At 55.3% G+C, this 18,474-nt stretch carries 13 protein-coding genes, 3 tRNA genes and 1 pseudogene; 8 read left to right on the forward strand and 9 right to left on the reverse strand.

Going from position 1 to position 18,474, the window contains the following annotated elements; genetic code table 11:
• A pseudogene (locus AUQ42_RS00005) lies at positions 1-452 on the reverse strand (class I SAM-dependent RNA methyltransferase); the annotation flags it as partial.
• A gap of 390 nt (positions 453-842) precedes the next feature.
• On the opposite strand from AUQ42_RS00005, the gene AUQ42_RS00010 reads away from it, so the two are divergent.
• On the forward strand, positions 843-3,470 hold the full coding sequence (locus tag AUQ42_RS00010) for an EAL domain-containing protein (RefSeq protein WP_068516910.1): 2,628 nt from the start codon (positions 843-845) through the stop codon (positions 3,468-3,470).
• Between the two features lie 106 nt (positions 3,471-3,576).
• Here the strand turns inward: AUQ42_RS00010 and mgtE are convergent, their stop codons facing one another.
• The 3 genes from mgtE to AUQ42_RS00025 form a co-directional block, all read right to left on the reverse strand.
• Positions 3,577-4,980 (reverse strand): magnesium transporter, encoded by a 1,404-nt coding sequence (gene mgtE / locus AUQ42_RS00015; RefSeq protein ID WP_068516911.1) that lies wholly within the window; start codon positions 4,978-4,980, stop codon positions 3,577-3,579.
• Between the two features lie 202 nt (positions 4,981-5,182).
• A complete protein-coding gene (locus AUQ42_RS00020) occupies positions 5,183-7,474 on the reverse strand; it encodes an NADP-dependent malic enzyme (protein WP_068516912.1) in 2,292 nt (763 codons plus the stop codon).
• A 343-nt stretch (positions 7,475-7,817) separates the two neighbouring features.
• Positions 7,818-7,904, reverse strand: a tRNA-Leu gene (locus tag AUQ42_RS00025).
• 117 nt (positions 7,905-8,021) lie between these two features.
• Between AUQ42_RS00025 and lipB the strand changes: the two genes are divergently transcribed.
• The 3 genes from lipB to AUQ42_RS00040 all read left to right on the forward strand — a co-directional run bounded on the left by lipB (position 8,022) and on the right by AUQ42_RS00040 (position 10,574).
• Positions 8,022-8,684 (forward strand): lipoyl(octanoyl) transferase LipB, encoded by a 663-nt coding sequence (lipB, locus tag AUQ42_RS00030; RefSeq protein WP_068516913.1) that lies wholly within the window; start codon positions 8,022-8,024, stop codon positions 8,682-8,684.
• Between the two features lie 65 nt (positions 8,685-8,749).
• Positions 8,750-9,679, forward strand: coding sequence for a diguanylate cyclase (locus tag AUQ42_RS00035; RefSeq protein WP_068517010.1), 930 nt, complete (start codon positions 8,750-8,752; stop codon positions 9,677-9,679).
• 355 nt (positions 9,680-10,034) lie between these two features.
• Complete coding sequence (locus AUQ42_RS00040) at positions 10,035-10,574, forward strand: hypothetical protein (RefSeq protein ID WP_228194426.1); 540 nt, start codon at positions 10,035-10,037, stop codon at positions 10,572-10,574.
• A gap of 466 nt (positions 10,575-11,040) precedes the next feature.
• Here AUQ42_RS00040 and AUQ42_RS00045 read toward each other — a convergent pair whose 3' ends face one another.
• Together AUQ42_RS00045 and AUQ42_RS00050 are read right to left on the reverse strand one after the other, a co-directional pair.
• Complete coding sequence (locus AUQ42_RS00045; RefSeq protein WP_068516915.1) at positions 11,041-11,424, reverse strand: DUF4169 family protein; 384 nt, start codon at positions 11,422-11,424, stop codon at positions 11,041-11,043.
• A 131-nt stretch (positions 11,425-11,555) separates the two neighbouring features.
• Positions 11,556-12,674 (reverse strand): hypothetical protein, encoded by a 1,119-nt coding sequence (locus AUQ42_RS00050; protein ID WP_068516916.1) that lies wholly within the window; start codon positions 12,672-12,674, stop codon positions 11,556-11,558.
• 336 nt (positions 12,675-13,010) lie between these two features.
• On the opposite strand from AUQ42_RS00050, the gene AUQ42_RS00055 reads away from it, so the two are divergent.
• A tRNA-Arg gene (locus AUQ42_RS00055) sits at positions 13,011-13,087 on the forward strand.
• Between the two features lie 56 nt (positions 13,088-13,143).
• Positions 13,144-13,220: transfer RNA gene (locus AUQ42_RS00060), tRNA-Arg, on the forward strand.
• A 182-nt stretch (positions 13,221-13,402) separates the two neighbouring features.
• Here the strand turns inward: AUQ42_RS00060 and AUQ42_RS00065 are convergent.
• Positions 13,403-13,891 carry a fasciclin domain-containing protein gene (locus AUQ42_RS00065; RefSeq protein WP_068516917.1) on the reverse strand — a complete coding sequence of 163 codons (489 nt, stop codon included), beginning with the start codon at positions 13,889-13,891 and terminating at the stop codon, positions 13,403-13,405.
• Between the two features lie 268 nt (positions 13,892-14,159).
• Here AUQ42_RS00065 and AUQ42_RS00070 point away from each other — a divergent pair, with 268 nt between their 5' ends.
• Positions 14,160-14,681: a glycine cleavage system protein R gene (locus tag AUQ42_RS00070; RefSeq protein ID WP_068516918.1), complete on the forward strand. Its 522-nt coding sequence runs from the start codon at positions 14,160-14,162 to the stop codon at positions 14,679-14,681.
• Positions 14,682-14,735: 54 nt separating this feature from the next.
• Here the strand turns inward: AUQ42_RS00070 and AUQ42_RS00075 are convergent, their stop codons facing one another.
• On the reverse strand, positions 14,736-15,896 hold the full coding sequence (locus AUQ42_RS00075) for a GGDEF domain-containing protein (RefSeq protein WP_068516919.1): 1,161 nt from the start codon (positions 15,894-15,896) through the stop codon (positions 14,736-14,738).
• Positions 15,897-16,273: 377 nt separating this feature from the next.
• On the opposite strand from AUQ42_RS00075, the gene AUQ42_RS00080 reads away from it, so the two are divergent.
• The gene (locus AUQ42_RS00080; RefSeq protein WP_068516920.1) at positions 16,274-17,260 is read left to right on the forward strand and encodes a CoA ester lyase; all 987 of its coding nucleotides are present in this window, start codon (positions 16,274-16,276) and stop codon (positions 17,258-17,260) included.
• Between the two features lie 87 nt (positions 17,261-17,347).
• Here the strand turns inward: AUQ42_RS00080 and AUQ42_RS00085 are convergent, their stop codons facing one another.
• Positions 17,348-18,370, reverse strand: a complete 1,023-nt coding sequence (locus tag AUQ42_RS00085; RefSeq protein WP_068516921.1) for a zinc-binding alcohol dehydrogenase family protein — start codon at positions 18,368-18,370, stop codon at positions 17,348-17,350.
• Between the last annotated feature and the right edge of the window lie 104 nt (positions 18,371-18,474).

An 18,474-nucleotide genomic window follows, 5' to 3' on the forward strand; every position in this document is an offset into this window, starting at 1 on the left:
GGCGGGGAGATTTCAACATCAGCAATCAGGTCATCGGCATCTTCGGGGTCAATCCCGGCCCGTAAAACCGCCGTTCTGGCCTTGTCGTGTTTCCAGGCGCGGTAATCATCATCATTCATATGCTGAAGCGCGCAGCCACCGCATTCCTTGAAATGCGAACAGCGCGGCGGATTGAATGCGGGGCTTCTTTTCAGTTCCTCGATGACTTCGGCGCCATAGCCATCACCGCGCTTCTGGCGCAGGGCGACACGCACCTCGTCCCCGGGCAAAACGCAATCGACATAGACCAGCACAGACTTGCCATCCGGCGCCTGGACATGGGCAATACCATCACCACGCGCCCCAACCTGTTCGATTGTGACGGGCGCTTCAAAACCAATCAACGGATCGCGCCGCGACGGCTGACGCTTGCGTCCCCCGCGGGCCCGGGGATTGCGATGATGATGTTTCATAAATTCTCTCTCGGGGGTGATCTTTGTCACGCTTTGCCTGACAGATCGACGCCACTGTCAGATGCCCGCCTGAGATACACCAGTTGACGCACCGCGAACAGGGGCGATCAAAGATTTATCTCCCGATCATGTCGCGCAATCGCCATACAGGCCAGGGCAGCATTACCATGACGCGAAAATTTATCCGCAAATGAACGCGACCAAACCCTTAAAATCGTGTAAGAATAACACCATAAAACATACAGGGAACTGTTAATCGGCCGCGTGACACGACACCATTTGTGCGACATCATGGGTTTGATGATCAGCGCAAATGGCGCGACGGAAACGTTTTCTGCGCGTATTGACGGGTCGGGGGGACCTGTTTGGCGGGTCACGTATGGGGGAGATATGGAAGAAGAAAACAAGCAAGCCGACGAAAACACATCCACGCAAACGACCCGTTTGAAAAAGCGGGCCTTGGTGGCTGGTTTTCTGACGGCTCTTTTCTTTGCCTCAGTGACATTCTTTTTCTGGCAGACGTTTGAAAACAACCGCCGGACCATTTTACTGTCTGCGGCCCAGATCACCGCCAATGCCGTTGCCCAGCAGGTCAATCAGATCGTCACCAGCAATCTGGCTGTGCTGGAAAGTTTTGCCGATAACTGGCAGGACGGCGCACCGGAAGACGAACGCGCATATCTGTCGATTGCAACGCCGCTGCAAAGCCGCTTCCCCGCACTTCAGGCCATCAACTGGATTTCGCCCAACTACATCATTTTGTATGTCGCCCCGATCAAGGGCAATGTGCCCGCGATCGGTGCCGACCTTAAACGTCACCCGGTTGCCGGTCCCGTGCTTGATATCGCACTTGATCAACGCCGCACCCAGATCACCCCGACACTTGAACTTCTTCAGGGCGGACGCGGTTTTGCCGCCTATAGCCCGGTCCTCGGGCGGGATGGGGAAATTATTGGCGTGATTAACGGTGCGTTTCGCATCCGGTCCATGCTGGCAGCAGTGATCAATACCGAACAGGTCGAAGATTACACCGTTCGCGTCCGCGAAGGTGACACCGTCCTGTTTGAAATCCGCGGCGAAGGCGACAATGAATTGTTGCAGCGTACCGTACCGGTCGAAATCGTCGGGCGCCAATGGCTGGTTGATGTGATTGCCGATCCGAAACTGGCAACACAAAGCACCATCAATCCTGAACTGATTCTTGTGTTCGGGGGAACGGCGACCGTCATATTCACCGTTCTGATCTTCATGCTTTGTAACCGGCAAAGACCGGCGGGCCGCCGGACCATGCATCACATCAATGCCGGTGATGACATCAATGATCTGGCGCTGTCGATTACCAAGCTTGATGGTCACCTGAAATCGATGTCCCCCGAAACCGCCGAATTCTTTGACCTGCGCGAAGAAGATTACGGCTTTATCCGATTTTACAATCTGGCCCCCGAATTCCAGTCGGACGGCACCGCATCGCGCCGGTCACAGGAAAAGATGCTGCTTGCGATCAATCGTGGTGACGAAGAATTGCGCCGTGAATGGATTGTGCGCAGCGCCGAGGGCGTTCATGTCGTCTGCAATCTGTCGATGAAGCCATCGACGACCAATGCCGATTGCGTCGATATCACTCTGCATCACAATCCGGCTGCCAATGCATCGGTCAATCGTTTGCGGTATCTGGCAACCCATGATCCGCTGACCGGATTGCCAAACCACGCATTGTTTGAAGACCGCCTTAATCAGGCGGTCGCGCATGCCAAACGCTATGAAAAGCTGTTGTCGGTTCTGGTGGTCGATATCGACAATTTCCGCGCGATCAATGATCGCTTTGGTGCAGATATCGGGGATGAAACCCTTCGGACCATTTCCGGGCGTCTGCGCGCGACCGTGCGTGAAAAGGATACCTGTGCGCGCTTTTCCGGCGACATGTTTGCGATCATCGCAACCGACCTGTCAGAAGCCGAGGGGGCCGCACTGGTCGCCGAACGTGTCGTCGAAGCCATGTCGCAACCCATTCAGACGGCAACCGGCGATGAAATCCGCCTGCATGTCAGTGTCGGTGTTGCCCTGTATCCCAATGACGCGCGTGCGCCGTCGCAATTGCTGGCCAATGCCGATGCGGCAATGTATCGCGCACAAAAATCGGCAGAATCGTCTTATTGCTTCTTTGTTGAAACAATGAACAACGTCATGCATGCGCGCCTGTCGATGGAAACGCAGTTGCGCCGTGCGGTGGATGAAAAACGCTTTGTGCTGGAATATCAGCCGCGCTACCGGACATCGGATCGCAGCCTGACCGGGTTCGAAGCATTGCTGCGCTGGATTGATGACAGTGGCAAACGCCGCCTGCCGCCCGACTTCATCGCGGTTGCCGATCGCACCGGGTTGCTGTCCCCGCTTGGTCAATGGATCATTGAAACCGTATGCAAGCAACTGTCCGACTGGCGGGCACAGGGATATGTCCCGGTTCCGATTGCGCTGAACGTTTCAAGCCGCCAGTTCATTCAGGCCGATCTGATCAAGAACATCATGGATCTGACCACAGAACATGAAATTGATGCGGCCATGATCGAGATCGAGGTATCCGAAGACATCGCCATGCGCGAACCCGAACGGGCACTTGGTCAGTTCTATCGCTTTGCCGAGGCAGGCATTGGCCTGACACTTGATCATTTTGCAGCTGGCAACACGTCCTTGCGCTATCTGAAACGCTTCCCGGTACAGCGTATCAAGCTGTCAAAATCGCTGTTTAATCTTTCACTCGATGAACAGCCCGAAAACAGCATTTTGCAGCCGGCAATCCGCCTGTGCAAAAGCCTGAACCGCAAAGTCGTTGCCGTGGGTGTTGAGACCGAAGAACAGCTGGCGGTCCTGCAAGCCGCCGATTGCGATGAAATGCAGGGCTTCCTGCTTTCAGCCCCGCTTGATGCGCAGGACACGACCGAACTCCTGACCCGTCAGAAAAGCTCGACGCGGGCTCAACCCAAATCAAAACCCAAACAGGATGAACAGTCCGGCAAGTAAAGCTGCGCTGGCTGTTCGCCCCCCTGCGGTTCCTGTCACCCGAAATGATAAAAGCCCCGCTCGGACTGAGGCGGGGCTTTTTATTTATGGTGTGCGATGTCCGATCCTAAAGCAGGAATGCCGCGGCCAGTCCCAGAAAGGCAAAGAAGCCGACCACATCGGTAATCGTCGTCAGGAACACCGATGACGATACCGCCGGGTCAATGCCTGCGCGCTCAAGCCCAAGCGGGATCAGCGCTCCGAACAATCCGGCAAACAGCAAATTGACAATCATTGCCACACCAATCACAGCGCCAAGCATGACATCACCAAACCAGAACCAGGTCACCGCCCCCGAAAGCACGGCAAAGGCAAGCCCGTTCAGCCCGCACACGGCCACTTCCTTGCGGATGACGCGCCAGGCGTTGGTGCTGGTCAGTTCACGGGTGGCAATGGCACGCACCGCAACGGTCAGGGTCTGGGTGCCGGCATTGCCGCCCATCGATGCAACAATCGGCATCAGAACGGCAAGTGCCACCAGCTGCTGGATCGTTCCTTCGTACATGCCGATCACAAGTGACGCCATGATCGCGGTGCCCAGATTGACCAGAAGCCAGGTAAAGCGCGACCGCGTGGTATCAAGGATAGCACTGGAAAGGTCATCCTCCTCGCCAACACCGGCAAGACGCATCATGTCTTCTTCATATTCCTCATCGATAACGTCAACAACGTCATCGACCGTGATCACACCGACCAGACGGCCGCTGTCATCAACCACCGGGGCGGAAATAAGGTCGCGCTGACGGAACAGATGGGCGACGTTTTCCTGTTCCTCGGTGACCAGAACCGTGCGCATTTCTTCTGATTCCATGACATCGCGCACCAGAACCGGGCGGTTGGTGCGGATCACACGCGACAGCGGCACGATCCCGACCGGGCTATAGCGCGGATCGACGACAATAATGTCATAGAAATCATCCGGAAGACTTTTGGCCGAACGCAGGAAATCGATCGTCTGGCCGACCGACCAGTAATCCGGGATCGCCACCAGCTCGCGCTGCATGATACGGCCGGCGGTATATTCCGGATAAGACAGCGCTTCTTCAACACGCGCACGTTCGATATCGGACAGCGCACCCAGAAGTTCGCGCTGCTCGTCCTCGTCGAAATCCTCGATGACCTCGACAACGTCATCGGAATCCAGTTCGGTGATGGCCTCGGCCACCACATCGGTACCAAGCAGATTGATGACTTCTTCGCGAAGTTCGTCATCAAGCTCGGTCAGGAATTCCGGATCGAAATCGGGACGGATCAGTTCGACAAGCTGCGCACGCTGGTTGGAACTTGCCCAGCCAAGCAAGTCGGCAATATCGGCAAAGTGAAGTTCCGAAAGCAGTTCGGACGCGGTGTTGCTGTCATCTTCACCGAGCGCGTCGAAAATTTCGCGCGCATATTCAGGTGTCAGATCGACATATTCATCGCCAGTCGACGTTTCCGCCGGACGGTCCAGTTCTTCAACCTGACCTGTCATCTGCCCCTCCCTGAATGATGTGCTGCTTTTTGCGTCCCGCACCAGATTTCGACTGCGCCAAGAAAACGCCGCGCCGGGAAGTTGATAATCAAAATCCCGACACGGCTGTTTCTGCGCTATCACATGGCCCCGGTCAAGGGCCCCGATAGAAGATTAAAGTCTGAACCCCGCCGAATAATTCAAGTGGGGTTCAGGCTATTTTTTATTGGCCTTCCTGGCTGCGCGTCACCGCGTCAACAACGGCAATCGCCGTCATGTTGACGATACCTCGCACCGTGATGGACGGGCTGACGACGTGTGCGGATTTTGCCGCACCCACCAGAATCGGACCAACCGGCAAACCGTCGCCCAGCATCTTGACCAGATTGTACGAGATGTTGGCCGCATCAAGTGTCGGCATCACCAGAAGGTTTGCAGAACCCTTAAGCATCGAATGCGGGAAAATACGATCACGGATCGGCTGCGAAATTGCGGCATCGGCATGCATTTCACCTTCGACCTCAAGATCGGGGGCCTGGGTGCGGATCAGCTGCAACGCATCACGCATTTTGCAGGCCGACTTGTTTTCGTGGCTGCCGAAGTTGGAATGCGAAATCAGTGCTGCTTTTGGCGTGATGCCAAACCGCTTGACCACATCGGCTGCCATGATCGTGGTTTCGGCCACATGTTCCGGGGTCGGATCCACCGACACATAGGTATCGGTCAGGAAGAATGTCCCCTGTTTCATGATCATCATGTTGACGGTCGAGAAATCGGTGACCCCTTTGCGCAGACCGACAAGGTTGCGGACATAACGCAGATGACGCAGGAAACCGCCCTGACAGCCGCACAGCATCGCATCGACTTCGCCACGACGCAGCATCAGGGCCGCAATCACGGTCGGACGGGTACGCACGATGGAACGGGCATATTCCGGGTTGATCCCGCGACGGCCCATGATGTTGTGGAAGTCCTGCCAATCCTGTTCGAAATGCGGATTGTCATCGGGATCGTGAATTTCGATCTGTTCATCAGGAACAAGACGCAGGCCAAGCTCGGCAATCCGGTCAAGGATCACTTCACGACGACCAATCACCACCGGATGGCACACACCATCATCGACCAGCACCTGGCAGGCCTGAAGCACACGGCGCGATTCGCCTTCGGGATAGACAACGCGCTTCTTGTGCGCACGCGCCATGTCAAAGACCGGCTTCATCACCAGACCGGACCGGAAGACAAAGCCTTCAAGCTGCTGACGATAATGATCGAAATCCTCGATCGGGCGTTTGGCAACACCGCTATCCATCGCGGCCTTGGCAACGCGCGGCGGAATTTCAAGCATCAGGCGCGGGTCAAACGGCTTGGGAATAAGGTATTCCGGACCGAATTTAAGCTCCTCCCCGCCATAGGCGGTCGCCACCACGTCCGATACTTCGGCGGTTGCCAGATCGGCAATTGCCTCGACCGCGGCAATCTTCATTTCCTCGTTGATCTCGGTCGCGCCGACATCAAGCGCGCCTCGGAACAGGAACGGGAAGCAAAGAACGTTGTTTACCTGGTTCGGGTAATCGGTACGCCCGGTTGCCATAACGGCATCGGGGCGGATTTCCTTGACCAGTTCCGGCGATACTTCCGGGGTCGGGTTGGCCAGCGCCATGATGATCGGGCGTTCGCCCATCTTGCGCAGCTCGTCCTCGCCCATGACATTTGGTGCAGACAGGCCAAGGAAGATATCGGCACCTTCGACCACATCGCTCAGGGTACGGGCGTTGGTTTCAATGGCATATTCCGCTTTCCACGGATCCATTTCTTCCTGACGGCCCTTATAGACCACACCAAACCGGTCGGTGACCGTGATGTTTTCCTTGGGCAGGCCCATCGACACCAGAAGGTTCAAACATGCCAGTGCCGCGGCACCGGCACCCGATGCCACCAGACGGACCTTGTTGATATCCTTGCCGGTCACACGCAGACCGTTCAGGACGGCCGCGGCCACACAGATTGCCGTGCCGTGCTGGTCATCATGGAAGATCGGAATGTTGCAGCGTTCGCGCAATGCCTTTTCGATGATGAAGCATTCCGGTGCCTTAATGTCTTCGAGGTTAACACCCCCGAAAGTCGGCTCCAGCGCTGCGACAATATCGATAAATTTCTGCGGGTCGGTTTCGGCGACTTCAAGGTCGAAGACATCGATATTGGCGAACTTCTTGAACAGAACCGCCTTGCCTTCCATCACCGGCTTGGATGCCAGCGGGCCGATCGGACCAAGACCAAGCACAGCCGTACCGTTGGAAATCACACCAACCAGATTGCCGCGTGCGGTAAATTCCGCCGCAGTATCGGGGTTTTTGACGATTTCCTCACATGCGAACGCAACGCCCGGCGAATAGGCCAGCGCAAGGTCACGTTGGTTGGCAAGTGTGGTGGTTGCCGTTACGGACAATTTCCCCGGGGTGGGATACCGGTGATAGTCCAAAGCTGCTTCGCGCAGCTTGTCATTTCTATTTGCCATTATAATACCTTTTAATTTCAGGTATTTACATTAATTAACCACGAAATGGTTAAATCCTGATAATTCACTCTAGCGGGACGCCCAGACTAAAGCAGTTTTCCCTGCGATAGAAGCACTCAGTGTAACGCACGGCCAATGGGCTGCATTGCATAATTCTCAACGCGGCACTGCACAATAAATCAATCAGTTGTATCGCAACTGCGTTGATTAGCGGACATCGCCCGACACCGCCTGACCGGAACATTGTAGGACATATATGGGGAAGGTCCAGAAACGAAAAAACCCGCCATTTCTGGCGGGCTCTTTTTCGTGGCTTTCCCGGTCGCCCGGGTGGGCCAGATAATGGTGCGGTCGAGAAGACTCGAACTTCCACGGTATTTCTACCACAGCGACCTCAACGCTGCGCGTCTACCAATTCCGCCACGACCGCATATTGTCTGCAGCAAGTCCCGTGAGGTTTCGAAGTGGGCTTGCCTTGGCGCGGAAAGGGAGATAGCAAATTGATTACCCCTGATCAAGGGATCTTTTCACTTATTTGACAGGAAAAATGCAAAGCATCGCCCCAACCGCGCAAATCCTAGAGTGGCGCACCACCTCCGAGTTGGTTTCCTACCCCGACGCCCTTGCCGAAATGGAAGCCCGTGCCGAGGCCATCCATGCTGGCGAAGCCAATGAACTTGTTTGGTTTCTTGAACATCCGCCACTTTATACAGCCGGCACCAGCGCCCATCAGGAGGATTTGGTCGATCCGGATCGTTTTCCTGTCTATGACGCGGGCCGTGGCGGCCAATATACCTATCATGGACCGGGTCAGCGCACGGTTTACCTGATGCTCGACCTCAAGAATCGTGGTCGTGACGTGCGTGCCTATGTCCATAATCTTGAAGAATGGGTGATTCGCACGCTTGCCCTGCTTGGGGTCAAGAGCGAACGCCGGGACGGCCGTGTCGGCATCTGGGTGGTGCGGGCAGATGGTCGTGAAGACAAGATTGCCGCCATTGGCGTACGTGTGCGCCGCTGGGTGACCTTCCACGGCATTGCCATCAACCTTGCCCCGGATCTTTCGCATTTCGGTGGCATTGTTCCGTGCGGAATTTCCGATCACGGGGTCACAAGCCTTGCCGACCTTGGGGTCGATATTACTATGGATGAACTTGATCGCCTGTTAAAACAGACCTTTACCGAAGTATTTCCCGGGCCAGCTGAATGAATGACACGTCGCAACCAGCATCGAATGCCACCCGATCGGCGAAAGGCAACAGCAAGGGCCACAAAATGCCCGAAAGCGTTGCCGAGGGCGGCATGGCCGATGCTGAACGCGACATTCTGGCCGAGCTCGAAAAGGCGCTTGGCGAACATATCGCACTGATATTGCGCTGGAATCGGAAGCTGATGTTTCCCGATTCCCCGCATCCGTCCGAAATGGACGATGACGAACATGACTGCGATTTTGGCGCCTGGTACGAACTTAACCGCAATAACCGCCTGATTGATCAACCCGCCATGCATGCGCTGGCAGCCACCCATCAACAATTGCACGATTCGGCCAAACGGCTTTTAAGTGCGCGCGCTGTTGATGGCGAAATCGATTCGGCCGAATTCGATATGATGGCCCTGCGCGCCGAATCGTTTTTTGCCCAGTTGCGTCGTCTAGAACGCGCATTTCGCACGGCGCGCTCCGATGTTGATCCGCTGACCGGGACCTATAACCGTCAAACCATGATGGGGGATCTGAATTCCGAACGCGAACGTGCGATTCGAACCCAGGTCCCGACCGCCATCGCCCTTGTTGACCTTGATCACTTCAAATCGGTTAATGATACTTACGGCCATCAGGCCGGCGATCTGGTGCTGCAATCGGTTGCCGGCATCCTGCAATCCCATGTCCGCCCGTTCGACAAGGTTTACCGATATGGCGGCGAGGAATTCCTGATCTGCCTGCCCAATGCAGACATGAAACAATGCGCGCGCGTGCTGGAACGTCTGCGCCGGGTAATCGAAGCATCCCCGGTAACGATATCCGATAGCACCACCCTTCCGGTCACTGCCTCCATCGGGGCGGCACCGATGACCAAAAGCCGCACAATCGAACAAATCATCGAAAAGGCCGACAGGGCCCTTTATGCCGCCAAGGAAGGCGGTCGCAACCGGGTGCGGGTCTGGCGCAGCCCCGACACAAAACCGGCCCCAAAACCGTCTAAATAGCGCGCAGGGCGCATTCCCGATCCCTGAACAGCGACCAAGTGGATGCGATTTGCGCATGCCGACGTGTTTTCATGGCGCCATGATCGGGTTTGTATCGGGTTTATAGGGTGATCATCGCCTTTTGCCGGCCTGCCGATTTTCACGGAAAAACAGACACCTGGTGCTTTGGTGCAATGCATTTCACACACAGGAATAAAAAATTCTTTCGGTCTGCAATCTTGTCTTCACAAGTTGGAAACATATCTGCAAACTATAATAATAAAAGGCAGCATGGCTTCGGCCCCGACGCCGAGGTGAGAGAGAAAAGCTGCCAGCTTGGGAGGGAATTCGGTTCTATCTGAACGGAGGCCCCTGAATGTCCAGTTCTATGGATTTTGCACCTGGCGATCCCGCGCTGATGCTCACGGTGTTGCGCAGTGCCGAAGCAAATCTTGACCGCAACATGCTGTTGCGGCGCGTTTTATCCCTTTTCTGCACAGACGATGATGGCAATCAGGTTGCCATTGAAGATGGCCCGGATTTGCAACGGCGCATCGACACCGCCATTGCCAATCTGCAAATGGCCGGGCTTATTCGTGTGACCACCGGTGACGAACTTTCGATCACATCCCTTGGAACAGCCATGATGATGGCCTATCCGCTGGGTATTGATGATGGTGTGCTGTGTTCGCTGCCGGCATTTCGCAACCGGGTCTATGAAACCAATGCCCCTGTGGTGCATGAACGTCATCTGCCCAATTCGGCGTATGGTTCCGGCTTTTCCGCCGGGCTTGATGCGCATCGCCTGACGGAAAATCCCTACCCGTCAGATTCGCGCGATCATGAAGACTGGCTTATGGGCTGGGACGAGGCACTTGATCAAAGCAAACGCGAAGCCGAAACGCTTCTGAACTGATTTCCGGTTCATCCGGAATATCCGCCCAACAGACCTGTGACCGGCACCGGATCAGAAATGGTTTTGGTGCTGTGATTTGAATTCCCGGCATATCGCCGGAACTGCCGTGCTCATCCGATGTGACGGCCCGAATTTGCCCGCGTGTTTTGCAGTGATGGCATCAAGCCCCTGACACTGCGTTTCCGACCCGGGTAACGGCATTCTGCCCCCTGCTTCCCAGTTCAATGTCCCTATTCAATGTTCACACCCAATGACAAAGACGCGCTCAGCCGGTCAAAAGCGCGCAAGTGATGCGTTGCACGTCCAACATCGCATCCACCACCCAGCAGGCAGACACGACTGCTGACTGCCCCCATGAAGAAGCACTGCGGGGCACCCCCATCACACACGAACGCGAACATGAACCACCATCACGCTGTCACACGCGACGACAGGATGGGAAAATTATCTATGACAGGAAGGCTGATCAGGCCGGATCATTCCCCGGTTTGCCGTGACCGAAAATCGATACGACATTATCCCGCGCGGTTTCGTCTGATCGGCTTTTTGTCAGCCCGGCCTCGGACGGCTGCGGGTTTTGATCGGCATCATGGTCTTTGACACCCGCATCCCGGGCATCAGCCGCATCCGCATTATCCGGTTCATCGGACACTTTGGGCGCATTGGACGCATCGGGATCATCACGGCGATGACCATCTAGGTGTTTTCCCGCCGATTGTTTGCGGGCGTCATTCAGATCGCGTTCATGCCGGGTGCGCCCGTGGAGAACCCGGTTCTCGTCGGCTTTTTTGGCCTTTTCATTGCGCTGCTTACGTTTGCGCACCTGACGCAAATTGACGAGATCACCCATCACACTCTTCTTTGGAACATTATCAAACCGACAGGGGATCTGTCGGGTCACACTATCCAAAACAAACGGGTGCTTCGATTTCCCGAAGCACCCGCCATAGCCGTTCTTAAAATCCGTATGTCCAGCCGGACTTAGCGCACGAAGACATGCACCTCGTTGGCCGAAACAGATGCGCTGGTGGCATCCGATGCGCGCACGCGCGAACTCGGCATGCCCATATCGGTAAGCGAGCGAAGAACCGCCTGCGCATTACGTTTGGATTTGTTGGAATTCAACGCAACCTGCGCCGGGGTACCACGATTCGGGGTCACGGCAACCACGTCAAAGCTTGCCTGCGGGCGGCGTTCCAGAACACGGTTTACCGCGTTATAAAGCGCCTGCTCGTATTTCACGTTGGCATTGTCAAACCGGATAACCACCAGCGGACGGTCGCTGGTTGCGGCCATGCGCGGGCTGCTCGATGCCGGTGCGGCCTGTGACTGGAAGACACGCTTGGAAAGCGAATCCCCGAAGATTTCACCGTTTTTAACGGCCAGTGCCAGGGCATTCAGGTTCGCACGTTCGGTGCTGACATAGGATGTCTGACGCGACAGGCTTTCGCTGATTTCATTGAGAAGGCGGTCAATCAGCACCGTGGTGCGGTTGGTTTCGTCTTCAAGCAGCGCGAGTTGACGGTGATCTTCGTCAACAGCACCCGATACCTGATAAGCCGAACGAACCGACTCAAGCAGGAAGGTCGAAAGCGTGCTGTCGGCGGCAACCTTGTTTGCCAGCGAATTCAGCGCGGCGATATCGTCATTCACACGATCCAGTTCGGACTGCGCGGTGTTCCACTGCTGCACCAGAACCGGGTTACCCGGGGTGGTACCAACCTGCAGACGCGCGCTGATTGCCGCCACAGTGCCGTGATAGGCCTGCGAGTGCGACACAGTCTGTGCCCGAAGCTGTTGCAATTCGTTGTTGTGTTCATTCAGAGCCGCCTTCAGGCGGTTGAGTTCCTGCTGCATGTTCTCGACTTTGGAACCGACAAAGGTCCCGGTCTGAGAAACACCGGTCAGCGGCTGCGTGCTTGCAGCAACATCGTAACTGGTGGTGGCATTCGCACCAACCGGCTCGGATGCGACCACATTGTTCTGGGTCGTATCTTCTTCACCAGCAAGTGTCGGCCAAAGGGCCTCAGAAGAAAAAGAACATCCCCCCAGCATAAGGGCGGTGCCGATTACGGCAAGGTAGGTTTTACGAACGGCCATTTCGATCTATTACCTAAGTAGAAATATGCGAATCTCCCTGGGCTTGCCTTTTTATGTGGTGAAACAAGCCCCTGCTCCCCCGGGATTGAAAGCATCTTAGTCCACGACCACTTATGGAACAAGACGCATTTGCCCCTTTTTTGCCGAGTCTTGTCCATAAGTCCGACAAACCGGACAAAGCCGGGCAAAACAAGTGCGTAGCAGTCCTGTAAACGGTGGCTTGTGAAAAAATACCTTTTTTTGAAATTTACTGCTTGCAATGCCCTGCTCGTTTGCATAAGTTCCGCTCCGCCGACGGGGAGCACACCCAAGCAAACCGCCGGAAATTAAGGCAATGCGCCCGTAGCTCAGCTGGATAGAGCATCTGACTACGAATCAGAAGGCCGGAGGTTCGAATCCTTCCGGGCGCGCCAGTGAAAGGCTCGACGTTACCGCGTCGAGCCTTTACCATTTACATAAGCTTTAAAAAGCGCCCGTAGCTCAGCTGGATAGAGCATCTGACTACGAATCAGAAGGCCGGAGGTTCGAATCCTTCCGGGCGCGCCAGTCAAAGGCCCGACGTTACCCGTCGGGCCTTTGTTCTTTTCGGGCCTTTGTTGATTTTGCACTTTGCCACTGCCCTTCGATCACAATCCCCAAATGAAAACAGCCCGCCGCAATTGCACGACGGGCTGCACGGATGCCAATTCTGGCTAATTGCCATTCTGACCAATCATAATTCCGGCAAATTACATCGATGGCATGATCACGCTGTCAATCACGTGAATGACACCGTTATCGGCTTCGATATCGGCCGTTACGACCGATGCGTCATCGACCATGACGCCACTGGTGGCGTTCACATCAATGGTGTCGCCCTGCACACTGGCAACCGCCATTTCCTTGCCGGCGATGTCACCCGACATCACCTTGCCCGGCACCACGTGATAGGTCAGGATCGCAACAAGTTTGTCCTTGTTTTCCGGTTTCAGCAGGTCTTCGACCGTGCCCGCCGGCAATTTCGCAAAGGCATCATCAGTCGGGGCAAATACAGTAAACGGTCCGTCACCCTTAAGGGTGTCGACCAGCCCTGCTGCCTGTACCGCAGCAACCAGCGTTTTGAACGAACCGGCCGAAACGGCGGTATCGACGATGTCGGCAGCCTTGGCCGATGCCGCGCCAAGCAAAAGGCCCGCAGCGGCGCTAACAGCAATAAGCGAAGTTCTGAAGGCAGTCATGTTTCAATCTCCTTGGAACGTGATTACGGAATTTCGCATTCCGCATTTCGCTGTCAGAGATCGCTTACGCTCACGGTTTGACGGTTGGTTCAATCATATAAATGTGAACCCGGATGCCTCATCGGATGTCTGATCCCGCGCGTATTGACCTTATTTTTTCTTTGTTTCGGACAATCGACAAAAGACCGTGCGAAGCGCATATAGCTATTGATAGGATGGCAATTCAAAACAAAGCCTTAGGGAACTTCCACAATACGGAGCGCGACAGATGAACGCCAACGCACGCATTATGATTTCTTGCGATGACCGCGTCGGTCTTATTTCGGACATTACCGGACGCCTGTTTGACATTGGAGCGAACCTTGGCACGACATCCTTCACCATGAAGGACGCAAAAGCGATATTTGAAACCGATTGCGAACTGCCTGAAAGCTGTTCCATTGCCGAATGCAAATCCGCTGTCAGCGAACTTCCGATGACCAATGCCGACATTGTTGTTGAACAGATCGCGGCTGCCCCGGAACTGACCACCGCCCCCGGCGCGACCCACTTGATCGAATGTTCAGGCATTGATCAGCCGGGCCTGATCGCCCGGTTGTCGGAAATCTTCATCGAATACAATGCCAATATTGTTCGCATGGCGGCATCGGCAACCGATGAAAAGGATGCGCGCATCTATACCACCCGTTTCGCGGTCGAGATCCCGGCCGAACGTGCGGCAAACTGTCTGGCGACCCTTGCCAATACGGCGGGGTCCATGCGGCTTGTGTTCAAATTTGATGAGCTTTGAGCAGCAAGGCAGCCAAGCCTGACACCGGCCCGAACCGGTAGTTTTGTTGCCTGATCAGGCAACCACGCGGTTACGGCCGGCCTGCTTTGCTTCATAAAGTTTCTGATCGGCGCGCTTCAAAACGCCCCATGGATCGGTCGCATCATCGTCGCGTTCGCAAACCCCGACCGAAATCGTCACGGAAACGGTTTTGTTCTTTTCAGGGACAGCAATTTTATTTTCAGCAATCCGTTTGCGCAGCGCTTCGAGCGGCTCTGTAGCCTTTTGCGCGGTCCGACCGGCAAACAGTACGGTGAATTCTTCGCCGCCATAACGGAACGCTTTGCCGCCCCCGCCAACACGTGACAATTCACGCGCCACCTTTTTCAGAACAATGTCACCAACATCATGCCCATAGGTGTCGTTGAATTTCTTGAAGTGATCAACGTCAAGCATCGCAACCGTGTATTGATTGCCAAGTTCGGCCATGGCATGGCCAAGCGCGCGCCGCCCGGGCAGCCCCGTCAGATCATCGACAAATGCCATGCGCCAGGCTTCCTGGGCCAGCCCCGCCAACACCACCCCGGTGGCGGCAAGATATCCATACTGGATAATGCCCGCCCCCATGACAGTTGCGACATCAATGGCAATGATCGCCGCCGCAAAACTGGTTTCAAGCGGCTTGTGACGGATCAGCAACAACACCACCGCCACAAACGAGATAATCATGGCCGGGTGGGGCATTGCATCAAGGAAACCGGCACTGACAAAAAACCGGGTATCCAGCAGATGATAAAGTGCCGAGCCGACATCGGGCTGCCCGGCAAGCATCAGCATGACAAAAATCTGCAATCCCAGAACCAGCATCCGGGCGATGCCGCGCGGATTCAGAACACCACGTTCCGCGGTAAAGCCAAGGATCAGCAGATTGATCGGGATCAGATACAGCGTCGCAATGCGTAAAAAGGCCAGCCCGTCGGGCGAAAACCCCGCCCCGTTACCGACCAGAAGCCAATAGCAGATCAGCAGCAATAGCATCACAAACACCGCGCGCCCGCGGTTGAACCACCACGCGATCGCACCGCCCAGAACCGCCAGCAAAAACGGACCATACCGGACAAGCCCGGCCAGTTCGTTCGGTACAAGGTTTGGCGAAATCGCCAGAACCAGACATGCCCCCATGATCAGGACAGGTGCCATACCGGCGGAAACAATGATGGAATAAGCGCGACGCATGGGTCGATTTTTACTACCTGCTGATGTGACCATCGGGAATGGCTGCAGTACGCCACCCGCGGATATCGGCGGTAATCTAGCGGCTGAGCTGTTAAGGGGCTATTGCTTTATCGGGCTTATCTCCACTTTTTCTTATTAAACACCCGTCTGCGTCGAAAGCACAATGGAACGCACGCTTTTTAAGCTTGCCAGCCTTCGCATATGCACCATAAATTGAGATCAGGACTACCGCGACGCACAATGATCGCGGACCACATAACTGTCACGGCGGCCACGGTACGATCCCGAAAACGGGACGCAAAACACGCCAGCGATATTCACGGGATTGCTTGCCCGTGATGTCCACTTGAAATGACAGGTTCTGGAGAGACGTTATCATGAGCTTCACCACACCGACCCCGGCGCCAGCACGCCTGAACAGATCGGAACTTGCCGTCCCCGGCAGCCGGATCGAGCTGTTTGAAAAGGCAGCCAAATCCAAAGCCGATGCCATTTTCCTTGATCTGGAAGACGCGGTAGCGCCCAGCGACAAGGAACAGGCCCGCAAAAACATTATCGCGGCAATCAACGACATTGACTGGGGTGACAAGGTTCTGTCGGTCCGGATCAACGGTCTTGATACACATTATATGTATCGCGATGTTGTTGATGTTCTTGAACAGGCCGGCGACCGGCTTGACCTGATCATGATCCCCAAGGTCGGGACCGCGTCTGACGTCTACGCCCTTGATATGCTGACAACCCAGATCGAAACGGCCAAGGGTCGCAAAAAGCGGATCGGGTTTGAATTGATCATTGAAACCGCCCTTGGCATGCAGAACATCCACGAAATTGCCGCCGCCTCCCCGCGCAATGAAAGCCTGCATTTCGGGGTTGCCGATTACGCGGCCTCGACCAAGGCGATGACGACCGGCATTGGTGGCCCGAACCCGCATTATGGTGTTCTGACCGACAAGGATGGCGACAATCCGCGCGACTATCACTGGGGCGATATGTGGCATTATGCCATTGCGCGTATGGTGGTGGCCGCACGCGCCAATGGTCTGCGCCCGATTGATGGGCCGTTTGGTGATTTTTCCGATCCCGATGGCTATCGCGCCCAAGGGGCCCGCGCCATGGTTTTGGGCTGTGAAGGCAAATGGGCCATTCATCCAAGCCAGATCGGCCTTGCCAATGACGTCTATTCACCGTCCGAGGCCGAAGTGACCAAAGCCAAACGCATCCTAGAAGCCATGGCAAAAGCCCAGGCCGAAGGATCCGGCGCTGTCGCCCTTGATGGCCGCTTGATTGATATTGCATCGATCAAACAGGCCGAAGTCATGGTCAAACAGGCCGAAGCCATTGCCGCGCGTGATGCGGACTAAGCCAAAAGGCCTGCGACGTTAAAACAGCAAAAGGGGCGCAAATCACTGCGCCCCTTTTGGCTGTAAAACGCGAATTTTCAGGCGTTCCTAGTCCGGGATCGCATCAAAGGTGATCTTGCCAATCGCCTTGCCGCTTTCAAGAAGCGCATGAGCCTTTTGCAGACTTTCCGGTGTCAGCGGGCCAAAGCTTTCATTTGCAGTATTGGCAATCACACCGTCATCGACCAGCTGTGCGACAGTTGCCAGCAATTTATGCTGTTCAATCATGTCATCGGTCTGGAACATCGAGCGGGTGAACATGAATTCATAAGAGAAGCTGGCAGACTTTGCTTTCAGAAGGTCGACATTATGATTTTGCGTCGCTTCGGTGATGGTCACGATCCGGCCCTGTGGCGCGATCATGGTTGCCATCACATCGAAATACTGATCCGTTTCCGACGTGCAGAAGATGTAATCGACATTCGACATGCCAAGGGCGGCCAATTCTTCATCAAGCGGATTGCGATGATTGATGACATTGTCTGCGCCGAGTTTCTTGACCCAGGCAACGGTTTCGGGGCGCGATGCGGTCGTGATCACCTTCAAACCGGCAAGTTTTGCCAACTGGATCGCGATCGAGCCGACACCGCCTGCACCGCCAATGATCAGGATGGTTTTTGCGCCATTGGCTGCCACTGCATCGCGATCAATCAGCAAACGGTCAAACATCGCTTCCCACGCGGTAATGGTGGTCAATGGCAAGGCCGCTGCTGCCGCAAAATCAAGTGATTTCGGTTTTGGGGCGACGATGCGTTCGTCCACCAGTTGCAACTGGGCATTCGATCCGGACCGGGTGACATCGCCCGCATACCAGACTTCATCGCCCGGACGGAACAGGGTCACATCTTCGCCGACCGCTTCGACAATACCGGCCGCGTCCCAACCCAAAATCCTGAACGCGCCGTCATCCTGTTTGCCTTTGCGAACTTTGAAATCAACCGGGTTAACCGCAACACCCTTGACCCGCACAAGAATGTCATGACCGGTCGCGACCGGTGCTTCGGTCTCAATCTGGGTGAACAGCCCGTCGGTATCGACCGGGGCGGATTTGTAAACGCCAATGGCTTTCATCGTAAGTCGTCCTTTTCTTCAAAGGTTTGATTTGTGAATGCCAAAGAGTTAGCGCATAATGACCAAAGTGATAAGTACGCACAATTTTTGCTTATAGTGACAAT

The organism is Thalassospira sp. MCCC 1A02491 (assembly GCF_001613785.1).
GTDB lineage: Bacteria > Pseudomonadota > Alphaproteobacteria > Rhodospirillales > Thalassospiraceae > Thalassospira > Thalassospira povalilytica.